The organism is Acidovorax cavernicola (genome assembly GCF_003581445.1).
Genome location: NZ_QXMN01000021.1, coordinates 63,372 through 86,381 on the forward strand (window position 1 = coordinate 63,372; position 23,010 = coordinate 86,381).

At 69.0% G+C, this 23,010-nt stretch carries 18 protein-coding genes; 12 read left to right on the forward strand and 6 right to left on the reverse strand.

Annotated features, from left to right (window positions below):
• Positions 1-3: 3 nt before the first annotated feature.
• On the forward strand, positions 4-606 hold the full coding sequence (locus tag D3H34_RS17390) for a LuxR C-terminal-related transcriptional regulator (RefSeq protein ID WP_119555176.1): 603 nt from the start codon (positions 4-6) through the stop codon (positions 604-606).
• Between the two features lie 160 nt (positions 607-766).
• On the opposite strand, the gene shkS is transcribed toward D3H34_RS17390, so the two are convergent.
• Positions 767-2,182 (reverse strand): surface-behavior sensor histidine kinase ShkS, encoded by a 1,416-nt coding sequence (gene shkS, locus D3H34_RS17400; RefSeq protein ID WP_119555180.1) that lies wholly within the window; start codon positions 2,180-2,182, stop codon positions 767-769.
• Positions 2,183-2,368: 186 nt separating this feature from the next.
• On the opposite strand from shkS, the gene D3H34_RS17405 reads away from it, so the two are divergent.
• Positions 2,369-2,770 carry a phage holin family protein gene (locus tag D3H34_RS17405; protein WP_119555182.1) on the forward strand — a complete coding sequence of 134 codons (402 nt, stop codon included), beginning with the start codon at positions 2,369-2,371 and terminating at the stop codon, positions 2,768-2,770.
• Positions 2,771-2,785: 15 nt separating this feature from the next.
• Here the strand turns inward: D3H34_RS17405 and D3H34_RS17410 are convergent, their stop codons facing one another.
• Complete coding sequence (locus tag D3H34_RS17410; protein WP_119555259.1) at positions 2,786-4,150, reverse strand: amidohydrolase; 1,365 nt, start codon at positions 4,148-4,150, stop codon at positions 2,786-2,788.
• A 204-nt stretch (positions 4,151-4,354) separates the two neighbouring features.
• Between D3H34_RS17410 and D3H34_RS17415 the strand changes: the two genes are divergently transcribed.
• The 4 genes from D3H34_RS17415 to D3H34_RS17430 all read left to right on the forward strand — a co-directional run bounded on the left by D3H34_RS17415 (position 4,355) and on the right by D3H34_RS17430 (position 11,352).
• On the forward strand, positions 4,355-5,311 hold the full coding sequence (locus tag D3H34_RS17415; RefSeq protein ID WP_119555184.1) for a LysR substrate-binding domain-containing protein: 957 nt from the start codon (positions 4,355-4,357) through the stop codon (positions 5,309-5,311).
• A 168-nt stretch (positions 5,312-5,479) separates the two neighbouring features.
• The gene (locus D3H34_RS17420; RefSeq protein ID WP_119555261.1) at positions 5,480-6,715 is read left to right on the forward strand and encodes an efflux RND transporter periplasmic adaptor subunit; all 1,236 of its coding nucleotides are present in this window, start codon (positions 5,480-5,482) and stop codon (positions 6,713-6,715) included.
• Between the two features lie 9 nt (positions 6,716-6,724).
• Complete coding sequence (locus D3H34_RS17425) at positions 6,725-9,898, forward strand: efflux RND transporter permease subunit (protein WP_119555186.1); 3,174 nt, start codon at positions 6,725-6,727, stop codon at positions 9,896-9,898.
• Positions 9,898-11,352 (forward strand): efflux transporter outer membrane subunit, encoded by a 1,455-nt coding sequence (locus tag D3H34_RS17430; RefSeq protein WP_119555188.1) that lies wholly within the window; start codon positions 9,898-9,900, stop codon positions 11,350-11,352. Before D3H34_RS17425 ends, D3H34_RS17430 begins: the two co-directional genes overlap by 1 nt.
• Positions 11,353-11,371: 19 nt before the next feature.
• Here the strand turns inward: D3H34_RS17430 and D3H34_RS17435 are convergent, their stop codons facing one another.
• Positions 11,372-12,715, reverse strand: coding sequence for an oxygenase MpaB family protein (locus D3H34_RS17435; protein ID WP_119555190.1), 1,344 nt, complete (start codon positions 12,713-12,715; stop codon positions 11,372-11,374).
• 92 nt (positions 12,716-12,807) lie between these two features.
• On the opposite strand from D3H34_RS17435, the gene D3H34_RS17440 reads away from it, so the two are divergent.
• Positions 12,808-13,509, forward strand: coding sequence for a CerR family C-terminal domain-containing protein (locus D3H34_RS17440; RefSeq protein WP_167481232.1), 702 nt, complete (start codon positions 12,808-12,810; stop codon positions 13,507-13,509).
• Positions 13,510-13,551: 42 nt separating this feature from the next.
• Here D3H34_RS17440 and D3H34_RS17445 read toward each other — a convergent pair whose 3' ends face one another.
• Positions 13,552-14,979 (reverse strand): short-chain fatty acyl-CoA regulator family protein, encoded by a 1,428-nt coding sequence (locus tag D3H34_RS17445; RefSeq protein ID WP_119555194.1) that lies wholly within the window; start codon positions 14,977-14,979, stop codon positions 13,552-13,554.
• Between the two features lie 120 nt (positions 14,980-15,099).
• Between D3H34_RS17445 and D3H34_RS17450 the strand changes: the two genes are divergently transcribed.
• Genes D3H34_RS17450 through D3H34_RS17470 form a run of 5 tightly spaced genes read left to right on the forward strand, consistent with a single transcriptional unit; the run spans position 15,100 to position 21,433 of the window.
• Positions 15,100-15,534 (forward strand): acyl-CoA thioesterase, encoded by a 435-nt coding sequence (locus D3H34_RS17450; protein ID WP_119555196.1) that lies wholly within the window; start codon positions 15,100-15,102, stop codon positions 15,532-15,534.
• On the forward strand, positions 15,531-16,688 hold the full coding sequence (gene prpC, locus D3H34_RS17455) for a bifunctional 2-methylcitrate synthase/citrate synthase (RefSeq protein WP_119555198.1): 1,158 nt from the start codon (positions 15,531-15,533) through the stop codon (positions 16,686-16,688). The genes D3H34_RS17450 and prpC overlap by 4 nt, the downstream gene beginning before the upstream one ends.
• A 59-nt stretch (positions 16,689-16,747) precedes the next feature.
• On the forward strand, positions 16,748-19,342 hold the full coding sequence (acnD, locus tag D3H34_RS17460; protein WP_119555200.1) for a Fe/S-dependent 2-methylisocitrate dehydratase AcnD: 2,595 nt from the start codon (positions 16,748-16,750) through the stop codon (positions 19,340-19,342).
• A gap of 2 nt (positions 19,343-19,344) precedes the next feature.
• Positions 19,345-20,535 (forward strand): 2-methylaconitate cis-trans isomerase PrpF, encoded by a 1,191-nt coding sequence (gene prpF, locus D3H34_RS17465; protein ID WP_119555202.1) that lies wholly within the window; start codon positions 19,345-19,347, stop codon positions 20,533-20,535.
• Positions 20,536-20,569: 34 nt separating this feature from the next.
• Positions 20,570-21,433: an isocitrate lyase/PEP mutase family protein gene (locus D3H34_RS17470; protein ID WP_119555204.1), complete on the forward strand. Its 864-nt coding sequence runs from the start codon at positions 20,570-20,572 to the stop codon at positions 21,431-21,433.
• Between the two features lie 12 nt (positions 21,434-21,445).
• On the opposite strand, the gene D3H34_RS17475 is transcribed toward D3H34_RS17470, so the two are convergent.
• Both D3H34_RS17475 and D3H34_RS17480 read right to left on the reverse strand, forming a co-directional pair.
• Positions 21,446-22,180: an RNA polymerase sigma factor FliA gene (locus tag D3H34_RS17475; protein ID WP_119555206.1), complete on the reverse strand. Its 735-nt coding sequence runs from the start codon at positions 22,178-22,180 to the stop codon at positions 21,446-21,448.
• Between the two features lie 25 nt (positions 22,181-22,205).
• Complete coding sequence (locus tag D3H34_RS17480; RefSeq protein ID WP_119555208.1) at positions 22,206-23,009, reverse strand: MinD/ParA family ATP-binding protein; 804 nt, start codon at positions 23,007-23,009, stop codon at positions 22,206-22,208.
• Position 23,010 lies beyond the last annotated feature (1 nt).

Sequence of the window (23,010 nt, forward strand, 5' to 3'; positions counted from 1 at the left end):
AACATGAGCATTTATGTCATCGACGACCACCCCCTGATGCGCGACGCGATCGTGATGGTCCTGCGACGCCTGCGCCCCGCCGAGAACATCGTCGAGCTCGAGCGGCTCGACAAGCTCGCCAGTTCGGTCCAGCAGCGTGGCGCCCCCACCCTTTTCTGCCTGGACCTGAAGCTGCCGGACACCAACGGCGTGTCGGGCGTGATCGCGGTCAAGCAGGTCTATCCCAACGTGCCGATCGCCGTGTACTCGGCGGCCCCGGCCGCCGACATGGAGGACGCCTGCGTCGAAGCCGGCGCCGACACCTACATCGAGAAGTCGGCCAGCTCCAACGAACTGGCCGCCGCGCTGCGCGGTCTGCTGATGGCCGGGTCGGAAGACGACTCCGAGGAAATGCCCGCCGCCAACAGCGGCAAGCTCTCCAAGCGCCAGACCCAGCTGATCGCCATGCTCGACAAGGGCATGAGCAACCGCGACATCGCCACCGACCTGGAGATCAGCGAACACACGGTGAAGGTGCACCTGTGGCGCCTGTTCCGCCGTCTGGGCGTCAAGAGCCGTACGCAGGCCTTGCACTATGCACGGACGAATGGATTGTTGTCTGGCTAACCCCCAGGCTTCGCGCACTTCGTGTCGCTTCTCCTACCCCCTTGCAGGGGGCAACACCTGAGGCCCGGCGAAGCCGGTTCCTCGGTGTTACTGGAAGGAAAAAACCGCGCAACCGCGCGGTTTTTTTATGTGCGGCACAAGAGCACCGGAGGGCGCTTGCTCAACCACCCGACGCACTCACCCTTGCCTGCGCCACCGCCTCGTCCGCATCGTGCAGCGCCACACGGAACACGCTGCCGCTGCCCAGCCGCGAGCGCACGCTGACCGGGTGCCCCAGCACGTGCGACAGTCGCGCGACGATGGCCAGGCCGAGGCCGAAGCCGTCGGAGGTGCCGGCGTGGTCGGCGACCTTGTAGAACTCCAGGAACACGTCGCGCAGGTGTTCGGGCGCGATGCCGATGCCGGTGTCCCAGACCTCGACGCGCATGCCGTCGCGGCTCTGGCGTGCGGTCAGCAGCACGCCGCCCTCGCTCGTGTACTTGATGGCGTTGGCCAGCAGGTTGCCGATCATGCGGCGCACGCGGATCGGGTCGGTGAGGAAGGAGCCTTCGGTCACGTGCACCCGGAAGTCCAGGCCCCGGCTCTCAGCCACGGGTCGGTATTGCAGCTCGAGGTCGTGCAGCAGCTCGGCCACGTCGACCCGCTCGATGTGCAGCCGCACCTGGCCGGCGTCGATGCGCGCGAGGTCGAACATGGAATCGAACAGCGCGTTCACCGCGTGGGTGGCGCGCACGATCTTCGGCGCGAGTTCGAGCACCAGCTCGGGCTCGTTGCGCAGCCAGTCGGCGTACAGCGACAGCGCCAGCACGGGCTGGCGCATGTCGTGCGCGGCGCTGGCCAGGAAGCGGTTCTTCATGGCCACGGCCGACACCGCCGCCTGCCGCTGCTGGGTCAGCGACTTGATCAGGATGTGGTTGTGGAACAGCAGCTCCAGGCTGTTGCGCGCCGTCTCATGGATGTTGCGGCCGGCACGCAGCAGCAGGAACCAGTGCAGCATCGGCAGCAGCGGCATGAGGTAGCCGTACTGGAAGTGCGGATGCTGCAGGGTGACGGCCACGAGGCGCACCAGCACCGCGCCGAGCATGGTAATGAACAGCGTGTTGACGTAGCGCTTGAGCAGCGGCGGGTGCAGCGCCAAGCCGTTGAGCGGGAAGGTGCCCACGCCGGCCACGATGAGCCAGCTCATGAACTGGTTGACCTGCGGCGTGCGCTCGAAGAACAGCAGCACCGAACAGCCCCACACCACCGCACTGGTGCTCCACACGAAGCCGTAGCGGTCGGTGAACTGCTGCTGCGCGACGGCGCTGCGCCCGGCATAGCGCACGGCGTAGACGCGCGCGCCCCAGGCGCGGCAGGCCGTGGCGATGAGGCCGGCCGCCAGCCAGGTCAACAGTTCCCAGCGGGGCACATGGCCCCAGCTCAGGCCGACCATGGCGGGCATGAGCGCCGCCGACACGAGGTAGGAGCCGCGCGCCGAACGCATCAGGCTGCGGATGAGTTCTCCGCGGACCCATGACTCGGCCTCGTCGGCCGATGCCGGAGCAGGAGTCACGCTTGCGATCGACGCAGTCGCCATAGGCACACGACCTCGGTTGGTTCGGGTGAGAGTAAAGGACGGCGCGCTTGCAGCAGACGCCGGAAGCAGGCGATCTTAACGGGCAGTTCATCATCGTTTCCTGAAGAAATGCTGCCATGCACAACCCCGTGCGGGGCGCCGCGCCCCCCGCATTACCATGGGGCCCAAAGCCACACACCGAACGCCATGCTGAACAACCTCACCCCCTTCCTCATCCACTGGGCCATCACCGGCATCTCGTTGTGGGTGGCCAGCCACCTTTTCAAGGGGCTCAAGTTCGACAGCACCGCGGCGCTGATCGTGTCGGCGCTGCTGCTCGGCCTGGCCAACGCCATCGTCAAGCCACTGCTGATCTTCCTGACCCTGCCGCTGACGCTGCTGACCTTCGGCCTGTTCCTGCTGGTGATCAACGCGCTGATGATCCTGCTGGTGGCGGCGCTGGTGAAGGGCTTCAAGGTCTCGGGCTTCTGGACCGCGCTGTTCGCGAGCATCTTCGTCTCGCTGCTGAGCATCGTCATCGGCTCGTTCGTGACCAGCAGCGATCCGGCGGAACAGATCCAGATGCCGCAAAGCGGCAACTGGCTCTGACCTGAGGCGCAGCGCCTAGCGCTGCGCACCCGCCATGTAGTCCACCGTCAGCTGCGACAGCGTGCGCACGCCGACCAGCAGGCTGGCCTCGTCGACGAAGAAGCGCGGCGAGTGGTTGGGCTCGGCCTTGCTCGCGTCGCGGCCCACGGGCGTGGCGCCGATCATCACGAAAAGGCCCGGGGCCTTCTGCGCGAAGAACGAGAAGTCCTCGCCGCCCGTGCCCTTCGGGATCACGATCGGCTGAGCGCCGGGCACGCGCTGCAGGCTGGGCACCATCTTCGCGGTCAGGGCGGCGTCGTTCACGGTGGGCGCGTAGCCGTCGGCCTCGAAGCGGACCTCGGCCGTGCCGCCACCGCTTTGCGCGATGTGCGAGGCGGTCTCGCCCATGCGCTTGATGATGAACTGGCGCATCTCGTTGTCGTAGGTGCGCAACGTGCCGCTCATTTCCACCGCGTCGGGAATGATGTTGTAGCGCGTGCCCGCGTTGAAGGTGCCCACGCTCAGCACCGAGGGCTCCTTCGTCACGTTGACCTGGCGGCTCGCGATGGTCTGGAAGCCCAGCACGATCTGCGAGCCGAGCACGATCGGGTCGACCCCGCTCCAGGGCTGCGAGCCGTGTGTCTGGCTGCCCTTCACGCTCACCTTGAAGGTGTCGGAGCTGGCGGTGATCGGGCCGGGCTTGTAGCCGATCTGCCCGGTGTTCAGCGCCGAGACCAGGTGCAGGCCGAACACCGCGTCGGGCACGGGCGCGTCGAAGGCGCCTTCGGCCAGCATGCGGCGCGCACCGCCGATCTCGGCGTTGGGCAGCTTCTCTTCGGCCGGCTGGAAGATCAGCTTCACGGTGCCCGGCAGCTGCGCCTTCATCGAGGCCAGCACCTCGGCCACGCCCATCAGGATGGCGACGTGGCCGTCGTGCCCGCAGGCGTGCATGACATCGACGTTCGCGAAGCCCCACTGGGCGCGGGCCTTGGAGGCGAAGGGCACGTCGACCTGCTCCTTCACGGGCAGCGCATCCATGTCGGCGCGCAACGCGACCACCGGGCCGGGCCTGGCGCCGCGCAGCGTGGCGACCACGCCGGTCACGGCCACGCCTTCGCGCACCTCATAGCCCAGCGCCTTCAGGTGGGCCGCGACCAGCGCGGCGGTGCGCTTTTCCTGGTTGCCCAGTTCGGGGTGCTGGTGGATGTCGCGGCGCCAGTCGATCACCTTCTGCTCGATGGCCTTGGAACGCTCGGCGATCAGCGGGTACAGCGGCACGGCGGCGGCTGGTGCGGGCGACGTGGCGGCGACGGGCGCCTCCTGCGCCGAAGCGCACAGGGACGAGACGGCGAGAACGATGGGCAGGCACAGGCGCGCGGCCGGACGGATGCGGTGGGACATGGTGATGTGGTTGTCAGAGTGCAAAGGAAGGGAAGACCCGCCGGGCGGGAGCCCTTCGTCCGCACGGCCCCATTTGCGATCGGTGATCGGCGAGCAGGTCCGGCAGCCGATGCGCCCTTGTCTGCCGCCCGACCCCGTCAGCGTAGGAACACCATCGATTGGCGTCCAATCGCTTTTGCATCGACTGATAATGATTGCCTATCGATGGCCTCAGACAGTCCCACCACCCTCTCTTCCGCCGTGCTGCACGAACGGCTGCTCGCGCGGCTGCGCCTGCGCCACCTGAAGCTGATCGACGCGCTGGCCGCGCACTCGCACCTGCGCCGCGCGGCCGAGGCGATCCACATCAGCCAGCCGGCGGCCACGCAGATGCTGCAGGAGGTCGAAGGCCTGCTCGACATGCCGCTGTTCGAGCGCCACGCGCGCGGCATGCGCATCACCGAGGCCGGACGCCTGCTCGCGCTGCATGCGCGCATGGTGATCGATGCGATGCAGGTCGCCAGCGACGGGCTCGCGGCGCTGGCCGCGCAAGAGACGCGCGCGCTGCGCATCGGCGCCATCGAGGCGGCCATCGCCAGCGTGCTGCAGCCTGCACTCACCACGCTGCATGCCCAACACCCGAAGCTGCGCCTGTTCATCGAGGAGGGCAACATCGAGCGACTCACGACCGGCATGCGCGCGGGCGCGCTCGATGCCGTGCTGCTGCGCCAGCCGGCGCGCGTGCCCGACGCCCACCGCTTCGTGCCGCTGCGCAGCGACTCGGTGGTGGTCATCGCCGGCATCGGCTACCCGGCCGCGCAGCGCAAGCGGCTGCGGCTGAGCGACCTCGCCGATTCGCGCTGGGTGCTGCCGCCGACGCACTTCGCGGTGCGCCAGGTGATGGAGGCCGCCTGGGCCGCCGAGCAGATCGTGCCGCGCCCGCACGCCATCCAGGTGCTCACGCCGCAACTGGTGCGCGCCCTGCTCTCGCAACCCGACGTGGTGGTGCCGGTGCCGCGCACCGTGCTGGACCAGCTCGACCGCTCGGCGGTGGTCGAGCTGCCGCTGCGCATGAACGCGCCCATCGCGCCGCTGGGCATCCTCTACCGCACGGACAACGCGGTCGGCCCGCTGTTGCTGCTGGTCGATTTCCTGGTGGCGCAGGCGAAGAAGAAGGCCTGAAGACACCGAGGTAAAGCCGAAGTAAAGCCGCGAAAGAAGCCGTGAGAAAAGCCCCTCGCTGACATGGCACGGTTTCCGCTCGGTAAAGTTCGCCGCCCTCGCGCCGCGGCATTGAACTCGATGGCGCGCGCCCGCTCCATCCTTGGCTTTCGTCACTTCTGCCTGCCCATGCCCGTCCACCTTTCCTCCCGCTCCGCCCCGCTCCTCACGGCCCTGTGCATCGCCGCCGCTCTCGTGGGGTGCTCGCGCACCAATGTGGAGACCCCCGGCACGGCGAAGGCGGCAACCGCCCCCGAGAAAGAAGTCGGCATCGTCACGCTCAAGCCCGAGGTGCTGGCCCTGAGCACCGAGCTGCCCGGACGCACCGCGGCCCCGGTGATCGCCGAGATCCGCCCGCAGGTCGGCGGCATCCTCAAGGAACGGCTCTTCACCGAAGGCTCGCAGGTCAAGGCCGGCCAGGTGCTGTACCGGCTCGACCCGGCCTCGCTGCAGGCGGCCCACGCCAGCGCACAGGCGAGCGTGCGAAAGGCCGAGTCGGCCCTGGCCACGGCCCGCACGGTGGCCAAACGCAATGCCGAGCTGGTGAAGATCGACGCCATCAGCCGCCAGGTGTTCGACGAGACGCAGGCCGCCGAACAACAGGCCGAGGCCGACCTGGGCGTGGCCCGCGCCGCCGAGCAGACCGCGCGCATCCAGCTGGGCTACACGCGCATCACCTCGCCGATCACCGGCTGGGCCGAGCTGTCCACCGTGACGCCGGGCGCGCTGGTCACGGCCAACCAGGCCGCTGCGCTCACCACGGTGCAGCAGCTCGATCCGATCCACGTGCATGTCACGCAGTCGAGCAGTGAACTCCTGCGCCTGAAGCGCGAGTTGGCCAGCGGCCGGCTGCAGCGCGCGAGCGAGGCCGAGGCGCGCATCCAGCTGCTGCTGGAAGACGGCAGCCCCTACCCGCACGCCGGGCGCCTCACCTTCAGCGGCGTGACGGTCGATGCCGGCACCGGCAGCGTCACGCTGCGCGCCGTGGTGCCCAACCCCGACAAGCTGCTGATGCCCGGCATGTACGTGCGCGCCGTGCTGCAGGAAGGCGTGAACGACGCCGCGCTGCTGGTGCCGCAGCAGGCCGTCACGCGCGCGCCCGACGGCAGCGCCTCCACGCTGGTGATCGACGCCGACAACAAGGTCGAGAAGCGCCCCATCCGCATCGGCCGCGCCATCGGCGCGCGCTGGCAGGTGATCGACGGCCTGGCCGCGGGCGACCGCGTGCTGATGGAAGGCTCGCAGCGCGTGAAGGTGGGCGACAAGGTGCGCACGGTCGACCTGGGCGCCAGGCCGGCCGGCACCTCTGTTGCGAGCGCCACGCCTGACGCCACGTCGGCGGCCTCCACCCCCCTCACGCGCTGAGGCCGACCCATGGCCCAGTTCTTCATCGACCGCCCCATCTTCGCGTGGGTGCTTTCCATCGTCGTCATGCTCGCCGGCCTGATGGCCATTCGCACGCTGCCGCTCGAGCAGTACCCCGACATCGCCCCGCCGCGCGTGTCCATCGGCGCCACCTACACCGGCGCCTCGGCCAAGACGGTCGAAGACTCCGTCACCCAGGTCATCGAGCAACAGATGAAGGGGCTGGACAACCTGCTGTACATGCAGTCGACCAGCAACTCGTCGGGCGTGGCGCGGCTGTCGCTCACCTTCGACGCGGGCACCAACATCGACGTGGCCCAGATGCAGGTGCAGAACAAGCTGCAGCAGGCCATGTCGCGCCTGCCGCAACAGGTGCAAAGCCGCGGCGTCACCGTCACCAAGGGCGGCAACGACTTCCTCATGATCGTCTCGATGTTCTCCGGCGACGGCAGTGCCTCGGCGGTGGACGTGGGCGACTACATCAGCAGCAACCTGGTCGACGTCATCAGTCGCATCGACGGCGTGGGCGAGGTGCAGACGCTGGGCACCGGCTACGCCATGCGCCTGTGGCTCGACCCCGACAAGCTGCGCAAGTACGCGCTGATGCCCTCCGACGTGGGCAGCGCCATCACCGCGCAGAACGCGCAGGTCTCGGCCGGCCAGCTCGGTGCGCTGCCGGCCGGTGCGCAGCAGCAGCTCAACGCCACCATCACCGCGCGCAGCAAGCTGCAGACGGTGGAGCAGTTCGAGAACGTGGTGCTGCGCGCCACGCCCGACGGCGCCGTGGTGCGCCTGAAGGACGTGGCCCGTGTCGAACTGGGTGCCGAGAACCTCACGGTGCGCTCGGTGCTGGGCGGGCGTCCGGGCGCCGGCATGGGCATCGTGCTGGCCGACGGCGCCAACGCGGTGCAGGTGGCCGAGGCCGTGAAGGCCAAGGTGGCCGAGCTGCAGCCGCTCTTTCCGAACCAGCTGCAGACCTTCGTGAGCTACGACACCACGCCCTTCGTGAGCGCGTCCATCGACGAAGTGGTGAAGGCGCTGGCCGAGGCCATGGTGCTGGTCGTGCTGGTGATGTACATCTTTCTGCAGAACTTCCGCGCCACGCTGATCCCGGCCATCGCCGTGCCGGTGGTGCTGCTGGGCACCTTCGGCGTGCTCTCGCTGGCGGGCTACTCGATCAACACGCTCACCATGTTCGGCATGGTGCTGGCCATCGGCCTCTTGGTGGACGACGCCATCGTGGTGGTGGAGAACGTCGAGCGCGTGATGCACGAGGAAGGCCTCTCGCCCAAGGAGGCCACGCGCAAGTCAATGGCCGAGATCACGCCCGCGCTGGTGGGCATCGCGCTGGTGCTGTCGGCGGTGTTCATTCCGATGGCCTTCTTCGGTGGCTCGACCGGCGTGATCTACCGCCAGTTCTCGATCACCATCGTCTCGGCGATGGCGCTGTCGGTGTTCGTGGCGCTCACGCTCACGCCGGCGCTGTGCGCCACCCTGCTCAAGCCGGTCGCCAAGGGCGGCCACGCGGTACCACGCAAGGGCGTGCTGGGCGCGGTCGACCGCTTCTTCGCGGGCTTCAACCGCCAGTTCGACAAGGGCGCCGACCGCTACCAGGGCGTGGTGGGCGGCATCGTGCGGCGCGGCAAGCGCAGTCTCGTCGTGTACCTGCTGATCGCGGCCGTGATGGCGCTGCTGTTCATGCGCCTGCCCACCTCGTTCCTGCCCGATGAGGACCAGGCCTTCTTGCAGGTGCAGGTGACGCTGCCGCCGGGCGCATCCGATGCACGGCTGCAACCCGTGGTCACGCAGATGCAGGACTACTTCACCAAGCAACCAGAGGTTCTGAGCGTGAACGTCATCACCGGCCAGAACGGCGACCAGAGTTCAGCGCGCGCCTTCGTGAAGCTCAGGGACTGGGCCGAGCGCGAAGGCCCCGGCCAATCGGCCGCCGAACTCGCGCGGCGCGCCAACAAGGACCTCTCGACCATCCGCGACGCGCGCATCTTCGTGCTGCTGCCGCCGGCGGTGCGCGGCCTGGGCGCCAACGCGGGCTTCAACTTCCACCTGAAGGACATCAACGGGCTGGGCCACGACGCGCTGGTGAAGGCACGCGACCAACTCATCGACCTGCTCGCCAAGCGACCCGAAGTGGCGAACGTGCGCAGCAACAACCTGGACGACACACCGCAGTTCGCGGTGGACATCGACGACGCGCGCGCCGGCGCGTCCAGCCTGGCCACGGCCGACATCGACAGCACCTTGTCGAGCGCCATGGGCGGCACCTACATCAACGACTTCCTGGACAACGGCCGCGTCAAGCGCGTGTACATGCAGGGCGACACGGCCTTCCGCATGCTGCCCACCGACATCGACCGCTGGAGCGTGCGCAACAGCCTGGGCCAGATGGTGTCGTTCCCGGCCTTCTCCAGCTCGCGCTGGACCTACGGCTCGCCGCAGCTGCAGCGCTACAACGGCAGCCCGAGCTACGAGTTCGTCGGCGATGCCGCGCCCGGCGTGAGCTCGGGTGACGCGATGGCCGCCGTCGATGAAGTGATGAAGCAGATGCCCGCCGGCATCGGCTACGAATGGACCGGCGCCTCGTTCCAGGAACGGCTGTCGGGCGCGCAGGCGCCGATGCTCTATGCCATCTCGATCCTGTTCGTGTTTCTGTGCCTCGCGGCGCTGTACGAAAGCTGGTCGGTGCCGTTCTCGGTGATCCTGGTGGTGCCGCTGGGCATCGTGGGCGCCCTGCTGTTCACCAGCCTGCGGGGGCTGAGCAACGACGTGTACTTCCAGGTCGGCCTGCTGACCACGGTGGGGCTGTCGTCGAAGAACGCGATCCTGATCGTCGAGTTCGCCAAGCAGCTGCAGGAGCAGGGCAAGGGCGTGATCGAAGCCACGCTGGAAGCGGTGCGCCTGCGCCTGCGCCCCATCCTCATGACCTCGCTGGCCTTCGGCTTCGGCGTGCTGCCGCTGGCCATCGGCACCGGCGCGGGCGCGGGTGGCCGCCAGTCGATCGGCACCGCGGTGCTGGGCGGCATGGTGGTCGGCACCGCCCTGGGCATCTTCTTCGTGCCGCTGTTCTTCGCGCTGATCCGCGGCTGGCTGGAGGGCCGGCGCAAACCGGCCGAGGCGCCGGATGCATCGCCCGCAGCACCGGCTGCCGAGCAGGGAGCGCACTGATGATCCGCTCCACCTTGCCCCACCTCCCCCTGCGCGCGCTGGCCTGCGCGGCCATGGCCTCCGTCGTGCTCGCGGGCTGCGTCAACCTCGCGCCTGCGTATGAAGCGCCCGCCTCGCCGATGCCGGCGGCCCTGCCCTCGGCCGGCGTCGCTTCCGCCACGCCGCTGGACATCGGCTGGCGCGACTTCTTCGTCGACAAGCAGCTGCAAGGCGTGATCGAACTCGCGCTCGCCAACAACCGCGACCTGCGCGTGGCGGCGCTCAACATCGAACGCGCGCACGCGCAATACGGCATCGCGCGGGCCGACCTGTTCCCCACCGTCAACGCCGCCGCGGGTGGCACGCGTTCGCGCACGCCGGGCAGCCTGTCGACCAGCGGCGAGTCGCGCATCGCCTCGCAATACAGCGCCAACCTGGGCATGACGGCCTACGAGCTCGACCTGTTCGGGCGCGTGCGCAACCTCGGCGAGTCGGCGCTGCAAAGCTACTTCCAGACCGAGGAAACGCAGCGCAGCACGCAGATCAGCCTCGTGGCCTCGGTCGCCACCGCCTGGCTGCAGCTGGCCGCCGACGAGCAGCGCCTGCAGCTCGCACGCAGCACGCTCGAGAGCCAGCGCAAGTCCTTCGAACTGGTGCAGCGCAGCCACGCACTCGGCGCCCAGTCGGGCCTGGCGCTGGCGCAATCGCAGAGCACCGTCGATGCGGCGCGCGCCGATGCGGCGGCGTTCGACAGCCAGGTCGAGCAGGACCGCAACGCGCTCGCGCTGCTGGTCGGCGCCACGCCGCCGGCCGAGTTGCTGCCGACCGCCGCAACCACCGCCGACGTGGCGCAACTGCTCGTGCCCCCGGCCGGCCTGTCGTCGAGCGTGCTGCAGCAGCGGCCCGACGTGCGCGCCGCCGAACACGCGCTGCGCGCCAGCAACGCCGACATCGGCGCGGCGCGCGCGGCCTTCTTCCCGCGCATCGCACTCACGGCCTCGGCCGGCACCGCGAGCAGCACGCTCTCGGGCCTGTTCACGGGTGGCAGCAAGGCCTGGAGCTTCGCGCCGTCGATCAGCGTGCCGATCTTCGACGGCGGTGCCAACCGCGCCAACCTGCAGGTCGCGCAGGCGCAACAGAAGATCCAGCTCGCGACCTACGAGAAGGCCGTGCAGACCGCGTTCCGCGAAGTGGCCGACGCGCTCGCCGAACGCCGCACGCTGGCCGAGCGCCTCGACGCACAGCGCTCGTTGCGGGGCGCGACCTCGCGCAGCTTCGAGCTCTCGCAGTCGCTCTTCAAGAGCGGCGCCGCCAACTACCTCGACGTGCTGGATGCGCAGCGCAGCGACTATGCGGCGCAGCAGACGCTCATCGGGCTGCAGCTCACGGAGCAGACGAACCGGCTGACGATCTACAAGGCGCTGGGAGGCGGGTGGAAAGAGACCGCATCGACCGACGCGCAGCGCGGCACCTGAGGCGCCGCGCCCTCGCGCATCAACCGCCCGAGGCGCCGGTCGCGGGCCGGTAGGTGGCCGCGTCGGTGGTGAAGTGCGAGTGGCCGTAGCGCGCGAGCAGGCGCTCGATCTTGCGCGTGACGATCCGGTCGGCGATGCCTTTGAGCGGCCCCATGCGACTGGCAATGCCGTAGCCGACCATCGGCACGAGGGAAAACAACAGCCCGACCGCGTTCCACAGGTGGTCGCCCGGCCCCACCCGGATGCCGATGGCAGCCGCGCGTGCGCGATCACCGCCGAAGTAGTTGCGCACGAAATACAGCTTCGCGGCGCTCGGCTCGGCCGCACTGCGCACACGCCCGACGAGGCCCGTGTCGCGTCCGAGGTCGGCGGCCATGGTGGAGCGGATCAGCGAACCGCAGGTGGCATCGTCGAAGCCGTCGCGCAGGGTCGCGCTGCGGGTGTCGAGCACGTCGACCAGTTCCTGCGGCGTCTCGGGCAGCAGCTCGCGGGGAAGGCCCAGCAGAAAACAGCGATACCGCGCCAGCTCGACCTGCGCGCGCTCCGCCCGGTGGAAATCCCGGCCGGCCTTCAGGGCGCGTTGTGCCAGCAGGTAGGAGGCCTTCAGCCCGGCGGGCATCTGGTCGACCTGCGGGATCGGAATGCCGAAGACGGCGGGATCCCAGTGCCCGGGCTTGGTCAGCGCGTGGAAACGCACCATCGAATGCATGAGCCGGACCATGGCCGCCGCCTTGAACCCTGCACCGTGACGCTCCAGCGCGCCCGGCAGCGTGGTCACGGTGAAGAAGGTGGCCGTTTCGAGCACCCGCCTGGCCGCCGTCTCATGCGACAGCGCACCGGTCAGGGCCATCGGCAAGGCCGCGTACTTGTTCGTGAACGTGCCGAAGAACGCGCCACGGATCACCAACGGCGCGATGTGTGCCATGACGTTGCGGCTGGCTTGCGCACCCTCCTGCACCAGCTGCATGTCGATCCAGTCCGGCCGCGCGCTCATCTCGTCGAGGAAGGCGCCGAGCTCGGGTGGCGTCTCCGCCACCGCCTCCACGCCCTTGTCGCAGGCCTGCTCCAGCATCGACACAAGGGTGCGAAACCCGTGGCGCGGAATCAACTGGGCGTAGGCATCCGCCACGGGATCGCCGTGCAAGGTGTAGGCCCGGATGCGCTCGACCAGCACGTGGTTGGCGAGCAGCTTTGCCCGGCGCGAAGGATCGTGCGCGCCCAGGGCCTCCAGCGCCGTGCGTTCGCCGGGCGCCACCGTGAAGCGCTCGGGCATCGCGTCGAAGTCGATGCGTCCGTAGAAGCCGGGGAGGCGCTCTTTCTGAGCCGCCACGCGTTGCATCGCCGGGGTCCGTTCCTGCTGCATGAGATGTCTCCTTCAATTTGTATATCAACTGTTAGACATTTGAAATGATATGGTCAGCTGCCGCGCCGCGCAAGCGGGCCGCTCCTCACCCCATGTCTCACGAAGATCCCCCCTCCACCACCCGGCGGCGAACGCCCGAGACCACCGGCTACGCCAAGGGCGACCTCGTGCGGCAACGCATCCTGGGCGTCGCGATGGATGTCTTCGGCGAGGCCGGCTTCAAGGCCGCCACCACCCGGCGCATCGCGGACGCCGCGGGTGTGCAACTGCCCGCGATCCAGTACTACTTCCAGAACAAGGAAGGCCTGTACCTGGCCTGCGCGCAGGAGATCGTTCAGGGGTACCGGCACCACATGGGCCCATCGGCCACGCACGCGCTGGCCACGCTGGAGGGCACGCCCGATCGCAGTGCGACGCGCGCCGCACTGCGCGACCTGATGGAAGCCCTGATGAACCTGCTCGTCGGCACGAACGACACCCGGCACTGGGCCGCCTTCATCGCCCGGGAGACGAACGACAAGGGCCCGGCCTACGAGATCCTTTACGAGAACGTCTGGGCTCCCGGGGCCGACCTCACGGCGCGCCTGATCGCGCGCCTGCGGGGCGAGAAGAAGACCTCACCGCTCTCGAGGGTGCAGGCGCTGCTGCTGATCTCCAGCGCCATGGTGCTGCAGACGAGCGACGGCGTGTCCCGGCGGATACTGAACTGGTCCACCATCGGCGACGAGGAACGGCAGACCCTCATGGCGGCCCTGACGGCGCAGATCGCCGCCATCGAACACACCGAAACCTGACCCCGCGCTTGACGGCGGCTGAGCGGAAGAAACAGGTGCCGCCTAGGCCCCAGCCACCGCATACGGCGTGAACCTGCTCTCGTTCTCGTTCACATCCAGTGGCCGCCCGATGAACGGAAACGCGCGCTGCGGGCAGGCCACGCGTTCGCACACCTTGCAGCCCATGCCGATGGGCGTGGGCACCTCGGGGTCCTTCAGGTCGAGGCCCTTGGCGTAGACCAGGCGCGGCGCGTGGCGGATGTCGCAGCCCAGGCCGATCGAGAAGGTCTTGCTCGCCGAGCCGAAGCCGCGCTGGCCGTGCGACACGGTGCGCGCGATCCACAGGTAGGCGCGGCCGTCGGGCATGCGCGCCAGTTGCGGCAGCACGCGCCCGGGCTGCGCGAAGGCCTCGTACACGTTCCACAGCGGGCAGGTGCCACCGGTCTTCGAGAAGTGGAAGTGCGTGGCCGATTGCCGCTTGGAGATGTTGCCGGCCCGGTCCACGCGGATGAGGAAGAAAGGCACGCCCGACGCGCCCGGGCGCTGCAGGCTGCTCAGGCGGTGGCACACCGTCTCGAAGCCCACGCCGAACTGGCGCGCGAGCAGGTCGATGTCGTAGCGCAGCGCCTCGGCCGCCTGCAGGAACGGGCCGTAGGGCAGCAGCACGGCCGCCGCGAAGTAGTTGGCCAGCCCGATGCGTGCGAGCGCATGGGCCGGGGCATCGCCGAAGTCGGCCTGCACGACCAGCGATTCGATCAGCGCGGCCTGTTCGAGCAGCGCCAGTTGCGTGGCCAGCTGGAAGGCCTGCTGGCCCGGCTCCAGGCCGGCCGCCAGGCGCAGCACGCGGCTGACCGGGTCGTAGCGGCGCTGGCTGTCGAGCGCACCCGCCGCTTCATCGCCCGGCACCACGCGCACACCGTGTGTCGCAAGAAGCCGCTGCTGGAGCCGTTCGGCGAGCGGTCCCCCCTGCGCGCGGGCCTCGGCCGCGAGCGATTCGGCGGCCGTGTCGAGCGTGTCGAAATGGTTCTGGTGCGCAAAGAAGAAATCGCGCACCGCCTCGAAAGGCATCGGCCGGCTGCGCGGGATGTCGCCGCGCCCGTCGCCCAGCTCGGCGGCCATGAGTTCCAGCCGCTCCTGCGCCTCCTGGTGACGGCGGTGCAGCGCCAGCAGCGCACGCGCCACCGCCGGCATCTGCGACGCCACCTCGCGCAGCTCGGGCAGCGCCACGGCCTCGCCGCCGGGGTTGTCCGCCAGCGCCTCGCGCATGTTCGCGACCAGCCGCGTCTCCTCGTCCTCGGAGAACTGCTGCACATCGACACCGAGCGTCTTGCTGATGCGCAGCAGCACGGCCACGGTGAGCGGGCGCTGGTTCTGCTCGATCTGGTTGAGGTAGCTCGGCGACAGGCCCAGCATCTGGGCCAGCGCCACCTGCGTCAGGCCGCGTTCGGCGCGCAGCGTGCGCAGGCGCACGCCCATGAAGGTCTTGCTCATCGGGTCACCTCGTGGGTCCTTGCGATATTCGCAATATTTGCAAAATCCGCTGTTTTCATTCGCAATGATTCGCCAATTCAGGCCTTCATTATGGGCATCTGATTGCGTAAATTGCGAACCATGACAAACCGATCCGCCATCGAGCTGACCGACATCGTGTTCCCCGAGCACGCCAACCACTACGGCACGCTGTTCGGCGGCAACGCCCTCATGCTGATGTCGAAGGCCGCCTTCCTGGCCGCGCGCACCTTCGCGAAGTCCGACGTGGTCATGGCCAGCCTGGGCGACGCGCAGTTCCTCGCGCCCGTGCCGGTCGGCCATGTGCTGCGCCTGCGGGCGTGGGTGACGCGCGCGGGGCGCAGCTCGCTCACGGTCTGCGTCACCGGCGCGGCCGAGCCGCCCGACGGCGAGCCTCGCCCTTCGCTGAAGGGCCTGTTCGAGATGGTGGCCGTCGACGGCCGCGGTCGTCCCGCGCGCATGCGCAACGCCTACCTGCCCCCACTGCACACACCGCACGCACCGCACACCCCGCACACCAACGAGGAACTCGCATGAACGACACCGCCACCCCCACCGGCTTCAAGCCCAAGAAATCCGTCGCCCTGTCGGGCGTGACCGCCGGCAACACCGCGCTGTGCACCGTGGGCCGCACCGGCAACGACCTGCACTACCGCGGCTACGACATCCTGGACATCGCCGAGGTCTGCGAGTTCGAGGAAATCGCCCACCTGCTGGTGCACGGCAAGCTGCCCACCGCCGCCGAGCTGCGCGCGTACAAGGCCAAGCTCAAGTCCATGCGCGGTCTGCCCGCGAGCCTGAAGGAGGCGCTGGAACAACTGCCTGCCAGTGCGCACCCGATGGACGTGATGCGCACCGGTGTCTCCTCGCTGGGCTGCCTGCTGCCCGAGAAGGAAGACCACAACCTGCCCGGCGCGCGCGACATCGCCGACCGCCTGATGGCCTCGCTCGGCTCGATGCTGCTGTACTGGTACCACTGGTCCACGCAAGGCCGGCGCATCGAGGTGGAAACCGACGACGACTCGATCGGTGCGCACTTCCTGCACCTGCTGCACGGCAAGAAGCCCAGTGCGCAGTGGGAGCGCGCGATGCACACCTCGCTCAACCTCTACGCCGAGCACGAGTTCAACGCCTCGACCTTCACGGCGCGCGTGGTCGCGGGCACGGGCTCGGACATGTACTCGGCCATCACCGGCGCCATCGGCGCGCTGCGCGGCCCCAAGCACGGCGGCGCCAACGAAGTGGCCTTCGAGATCCAGAAGCGCTACGACGCACCCGACGAGGCCGAGGCCGACATCCGCCGCCGCGTCGCGGCCAAGGAAGTGGTGATCGGCTTCGGCCACCCCGTCTACACCGTGAGCGATCCGCGCAACGTGGTCATCAAGGGCGTGGCGCGCGCGCTGTCGCAGGAGGCCGGCTCGACCAAGATGTTCGACATTGCCGAGCGACTCGAAACCGTCATGTGGGAGGTGAAGCAGATGTTCCCCAACCTCGACTGGTTCAGCGCCGTGAGCTATCACATGATGGGCGTGCCCACGGCCATGTTCACGCCGCTGTTCGTCATTGCGCGCACGTCGGGCTGGGCAGCGCACATCATCGAGCAGCGCATCGACAACAAGATCATCCGGCCGAGCGCCAACTACACGGGCCCCGAAGACCTGAAGTTCGCGCCGATCCAGGATCGGAAGTAAAAACACAAGAAGAAAAAGAAGCGCCCGTGCCTGCGCGGGTGCCGAGTGACAAGCGCCCCATGAATACCGATTACCGCAAGAACCTTCCCGGCACCGCGCTGGACTACTTCGATGCGCGCGAAGCCGTCGAAGCGATCCGCGTCGGCGCCTGGGCCACGCTGCCCTACACCGCGCGCGTGCACGCTGAAAACCTCGTGCACCGCTGCGACCCGGCGATCCTCGCGCAGAGCCTCACGCAGCTCATCGAGCGACGGCGCGACCATGACTTTCCCTGGTTCCCCGCGCGCGTGGTCTGCCACGACATCCTCGGTCAGACCGCGCTCGTCGACCTGGCCGGCCTGCGCGATGCCATCGCCGAACAGGGCGGCGATCCGTCGCAGGTGAACCCCGTGGTGCCGGTGCAGCTCATCGTCGACCATTCGCTGGCGGTGGAGTGCGGCGGCTTCGACCCCGACGCCTTCGCGAAGAACCGCGCCATCGAGGACCGGCGCAACGAAGACCGCTTTCACTTCATCGAATGGACGAAGCGGGCCTTCCGCAACATGGAGGTGATCCCGCCGGGGAACGGGATCATGCATCAGATCAACCTGGAGCGGATGTCGCCCGTCGTGCATGCGCAGGACGGCGTGGCCTACCCCGACACCCTGGTCGGCACCGACAGCCACACGCCGCACGTCGATGCGCTGGGCGTGGTCGCCGTCGGCGTGGGCGGGCTCGAGGCCGAGAACGTGATGCTGGGCCGCGCCTCGTGGATGCGGCTGCCCGACATCGTCGGCGTGCGGCTTGCAGGCCGGCCGCAACCCGGCATCACGGCCACCGACGTCGTGCTGGCGCTCACCGAGTTCCTGCGCCAGTCGAAGGTCGTGGGCGCGTACCTCGAATTCCACGGCGAAGGCGCAGCCAGCCTCACGCTGGGCGACCGCGCGACCATCTCCAACATGGCACCCGAATACGGCGCCACCGCCGCGATGTTCGCCATCGACACGCAGACGCTCGACTACCTGCGCCTCACGGGCCGTGCCGACGAGCAGGTGCGCCTGGTCGAAACCTACGCGAAGCAGGCGGGCCTGTGGGCCGACACGCTGAGCGAAGTCGTGTACGAGCGCGTGCTGCACTTCGACCTTTCGAGCGTCGTGCGCAACATGGCCGGCCCGTCGAACCCGCACGCGCGCGTCGCCACCGCCGACCTCGCGGCGCACGGCATCGCCGCCCCGTGGGACGACGTGCCCGGCCGGATGCCCGACGGCGCCGTGATCATCGCGGCCATCACCAGCTGCACCAACACCAGCAACCCGCGCAACGTGATCGCCGCAGGCCTGCTCGCGCGCAACGCCAACCGCGTGGGCCTGACGCGCAAGCCGTGGGTCAAGACCTCGCTGGCGCCGGGCTCCAAGGCCGTGACGCTGTACCTGCAAGAGGCCGGCCTGATGGGCGAACTCGAGCAGCTGGGCTTCGGCGTGGTGGCCTATGCCTGCACCTCATGCAACGGCATGTCGGGCGCGCTCGATCCGGTCATCCAGCAGGAGATCGTCGATCGCGACCTGTACGCCACGGCCGTGCTTTCGGGCAACCGCAACTTCGACGGCCGCATCCACCCGTATGCGAAGCAGGCCTTCCTGGCCTCGCCGCCGCTGGTGGTGGCCTACGCCATCGCGGGCACCGTGCGCTTCGACATCGAGAAGGACGTGCTCACCGTGATCGACGGCAAGGAGATCCGCCTGAAGGACCTCTGGCCGGACGACGAGGAAATCGACGCCATCGTGAAGGCCAGCGTGAAGCCCGCGCACTTCCGGCAGGTGTACGAGCCGATGTTCGCGATCCAGCCCGACACGGGCGAGAAGGTCGCGCCGCTGTACGAATGGCGCCCCGCCTCCACCTACATCCGCCGCCCGCCCTACTGGGAAGGCGCATTGGCGGGCGAGCGCACGCTGAAGGGCATGCGGCCGCTGGCGATCCTGCCGGACAACATCACGACCGACCACCTCTCGCCGTCGAACGCGATCCTGCTGGACAGCGCCGCCGGCCAGTACCTGCACCGCATGGGCCTGCCCGAGGAAGACTTCAACTCCTACGCCACCCACCGCGGCGACCACCTCACGGCGCAGCGCGCCACCTTCGCCAACCCCACGCTGAAGAACGAGATGGTGCGCACCGCCGATGGCACGGTGCGCCCCGGCTCACTGGCGCGCGTGGAGCCCGAGGGCGAGGTGATGCGCATGTGGGAAGCCATCGAAACCTACATGAGGCGCAAGCAGCCGCTGATCATCGTGGCCGGCGCCGACTACGGCCAGGGCTCGTCGCGCGACTGGGCCGCCAAGGGCGTGCGGCTGGCCGGCGTCGAAGCCATCGCGGCCGAAGGCTTCGAGCGCATCCACCGCACCAACCTGATCGGCATGGGCGTGTTGCCGCTCGAATTCAAGCCCGGCACGAACCGCCTGACGCTGGGCCTGGACGGTACCGAGACTTACGATGTCGTCGGCGAGCGCACCCCGCGCGCCGACCTCACGCTGGTCGTTCACCGTCGCAATGGCGAACGCCTCGACGTGCCCATGACCTGCCGCCTCGACACCGCCGAGGAGGTGTCCATCTACGAAGCTGGCGGCGTACTGCAGCGCTTTGCGCAGGACTTCCTCGCCGCCACGAAAGCCGATTGACGATGCCGCACTCCGCACAGATCAAGATCCCCGCCACCTACATGCGCGGCGGCACCAGCAAGGGCGTGTTCTTCCGCCTGCAGGACCTGCCCGAGGCCGCGCAAGTGCCGGGCAAGGCGCGCGACGCACTGCTGCTGCGCGTGATCGGCAGCCCCGACCCCTACGGCAAGCAGATCGACGGCATGGGCGCCGCCACGTCGAGCACCAGCAAGACCGTGATCCTGTCGAAGAGCAGCAGGCCCGGCCACGACGTGGATTACCTGTTCGGCCAGGTGTCGATCGACCAGCCCTTCGTGGACTGGAGCGGCAACTGCGGCAACCTCTCGGCCGCCGTCGGCCCCTTCGCCATCAGCAACGGCCTTGTCGATGCGGCACGTGTGCCGCGCGACGGCGTGGCCGTCGTGCGCATCTGGCAGGCCAACATCGGCAAGACCATCGTCGCGCACGTGCCGATGACCGACGGCGCGGTGCAGGAAACCGGCGAGTTCGAACTCGACGGCGTGACCTTTCCCGCGGCCGAGGTGCAGCTCGAATTCATGGACCCCGCCGCCGAGGAAGACGGCGCAGGCGGCGCGATGTTCCCGACCGGCAACGTTGTCGATGCACTGGAAGTGCCCGGCGTTGGCACGCTGCAGGCCACGATGATCAACGCCGGCATCCCCACCGTGTTCGTGAACGCCGACGCCATCGGCTACACCGGCACCGAGTTGCAGGACGCGATCAACGGCGACGCCGCCGCGCTCGCCCGCTTCGAGGCCATCCGCGCGCACGGCGCGCTGCGCATGGGCCTGATCCGCACGCTCGACGAAGCGGCCAGCCGCCAGCACACACCCAAGGTCGCTTTCGTGGCCAAGCCGGCGGGCTACACCGCATCGAGCGGCAAGGCCGTGACGGCCGGCGACATCGACCTGCTCGTGCGCGCGTTGTCGATGGGCAAGCTGCACCACGCGATGATGGGCACGGCGGCCGTGGCCATCGGCACGGCTGCCGCCACTCCCGGCACGCTGGTGAACCTCGCGGCCGGCGGCGGCGCGCGCGAGGCCGTGCGCTTCGGCCACCCCTCGGGCACCTTGCGCGTGGGCGCGCAGGCGCAGCAGGTCGAGGGCGAATGGCAGGTGACCAAGGCAGTGATGAGCCGCAGCGCGCGCGTGCTGATGGAAGGCTGGGTGCGAGTGCCCGGCGACGCTTTTTGATATTTCTTCGATGCATTCACAGGAACACACACCGATGTCCACCCGCAAGACCCTCCGTTCCCTGGCCGAAGCCCGTCGCGGCGTACTCGTGCCGGGCGCCTTCAACGCGCTGTCGGCGCGCGTCATCGAAGACCTGGGCTTCGAAGCCCTCTACGTCACCGGCGCGGGCGTCACCAACATGTGGTTCGGCCTGCCCGACCAGGGTTTCATGGGCCTGCACGAAATCGCAGACCACACGGCGCGCATCCGCGACGCGGTGAGCCTGCCGCTGATCGTCGATGCCGACACCGGCTTCGGCAACGCCCTGAACGTGCGCCACACGGTGCGCGTGCTGGAGCGCGCGGGCGCCGACTGCATCCAGTTCGAGGACCAGGTCGCACCCAAGCGCTGCGGCCATTTCGCGGGCAAGGATGTGATCTCCACCGAGGAAGCCGTCAACAAGATCAAGGCCGCGGTCGATGCGCGCACCGACCCCGACCTGCTCATCATGGCCCGCACCGACGCGGCCGCCACGCTGGGCTTCGAGGCCGCGATCGAGCGTGCGCAGAAGTTCAGCGAGGCCGGCGCGGACATCCTCTTCGTCGAGGCCGTCACCACCGCTGACGAAATTCGTGCCCTGCCCCAGCGGCTGCACAAGCCCCAGCTCATGAACATGGTGATCGGCGGCAAGACGCCGATCTTCGGCGCAGAGGAACTCGGCGGCCTGGGCTACGGCATCGTGCTGTACGCCAACGCCGCCTTGCAGGGCGCGCTGGCCGGCATGCAGAAGGCGCTCACGGTGCTGCGCGAGACGAAGCGCGTGGACGAAGACCCGGCCCTGGTCGCGCCCTTCGCCGAGCGGCAGCGGCTGGTGCGCAAGCCCGAGCTCGATGCGCTCGACGCGCGCTACGCCAGCTGATTTTTTCTACCCTTACAGCGCGTCTTTCAGCTTCGCGCGCAGCCGGCTCACCGCCTGGCCGTGCAGCTGGCACACGCGCGACTGGCTCACCTCGAGCACCGCGCCGATCTCGCGCAGGTTCAGCTCTTCTTCGTAGTAGAGCTTGAGCAGCAGCTGGTCGCGCTCGGGCAGCGCCGCGATGGCATCCACGAGCTGGTGGCGAAAGCCGCTTTCGAGCAGGCGCGCCAGCGGGTCGTCGAGTTCGCCGCGCCCCTTGCGCGCATCTTGCGCGTGCAGGTCGAGAAAGGGGTTGTCGGGGTCGCCCTTGGCGAAGTCTTCCACGTACAGCAGCTGACAGCCCTGGATGTCCTGCAGCATCGACTGGTAGGTCTCCAGGTCGATCTTCAACTCGCGGGCAATCTCGCTTTCGGTGGGCGCGCGGCCCAGCCGGTGGCCCAGCGCCTGGATCGCCTTCTCGATGCCGCGCGCCGACTGGCGCAACCCGCGCGAACCCCAGTCGCTGGCGCGCAGCTCGTCGAGCATGGCGCCGCGGATGCGCTGGCTGACGAAGGTCTCGAACTGCGCACCCCGGTGGTCCTGGTAGCGGCTGGACGCATCGAGCAGGCCGAGCATGCCGGCCTGGATCAGGTCGTCCAGCTCCACGCTGGCCGGCAGCCGCGCCATCATCTGCAGCGCGATGCGACGCACCAGCGGCTGGTGCTGCTCCAGCAGATGCGATTTCTCGATGGTGCCTTGCGCGGTGTACACGGCCGTTCGTTCCCGTGGTCGTGTCTCAGGCCGCGAGCGCCTGCGGAAAGACGGCGGGTCGCGCCGGCGTGCGCCACGACCAGCGCCCCATGTCGTCAGCGATGGCGCGGAAATCGACCGCCGCCGCGCTGGCCGGAAAGGCCTCGACCACGGTCTGGCGCAGCCGCGCTGCATCGGCCAGCCAGGGATCGGCACGCACCCAGCCCACCGGCAGCAGCGACAGCGCGAGGTAGCGGCTGGCCGCCTGCGCGAGGTTGTGCATGACCTGCTGCGCCGTCGCCACGTCGGCCACGCCGTTCAGCAGGAAGCGCAGCTGCTTCAGCGCATGTGCGCGGTGCAGGCGCTTGATGCCCGCATAGGCCGAGGTGATCGCCGAGGGATGCGGCTGCAACACGAGCAGCAGTTCGTCGGCGCCCTGCGCCAGCGGCGACAGATGGCCTTCGTCGTCGAAGGCCGCATCGACGAGGACGATGCCGCGTGGCCACAGCGTGCGCGGGTCCACGGCCACACCGGACGGCGCGGGCAGCACCTGCACGCCGCACAGCGCGCCGGCTGCGACCTGGTCGATGCGCAGGCGCCGGTCCGCCACATCGCGCAGCGTTCCGCGCGGACCCAGCGCCCACACATCGCAGGCCGAGCGGAGCTTCGGGTGATGCTCATCGAGCAGCAGCACCTCCCTGCCTTGCTGCGCCAGGGCCGCGCCCAGACTCATCGCGGCCGTGGTCGCACCCGCGCCAGGGCCCATGCCCGCCACGGCGACGACGCGCACCGGCGCCTGCCCCAGCAGCCGCCGCAGCCCGTCGGCCTGGTCCGTGACCCGTGCACCCATG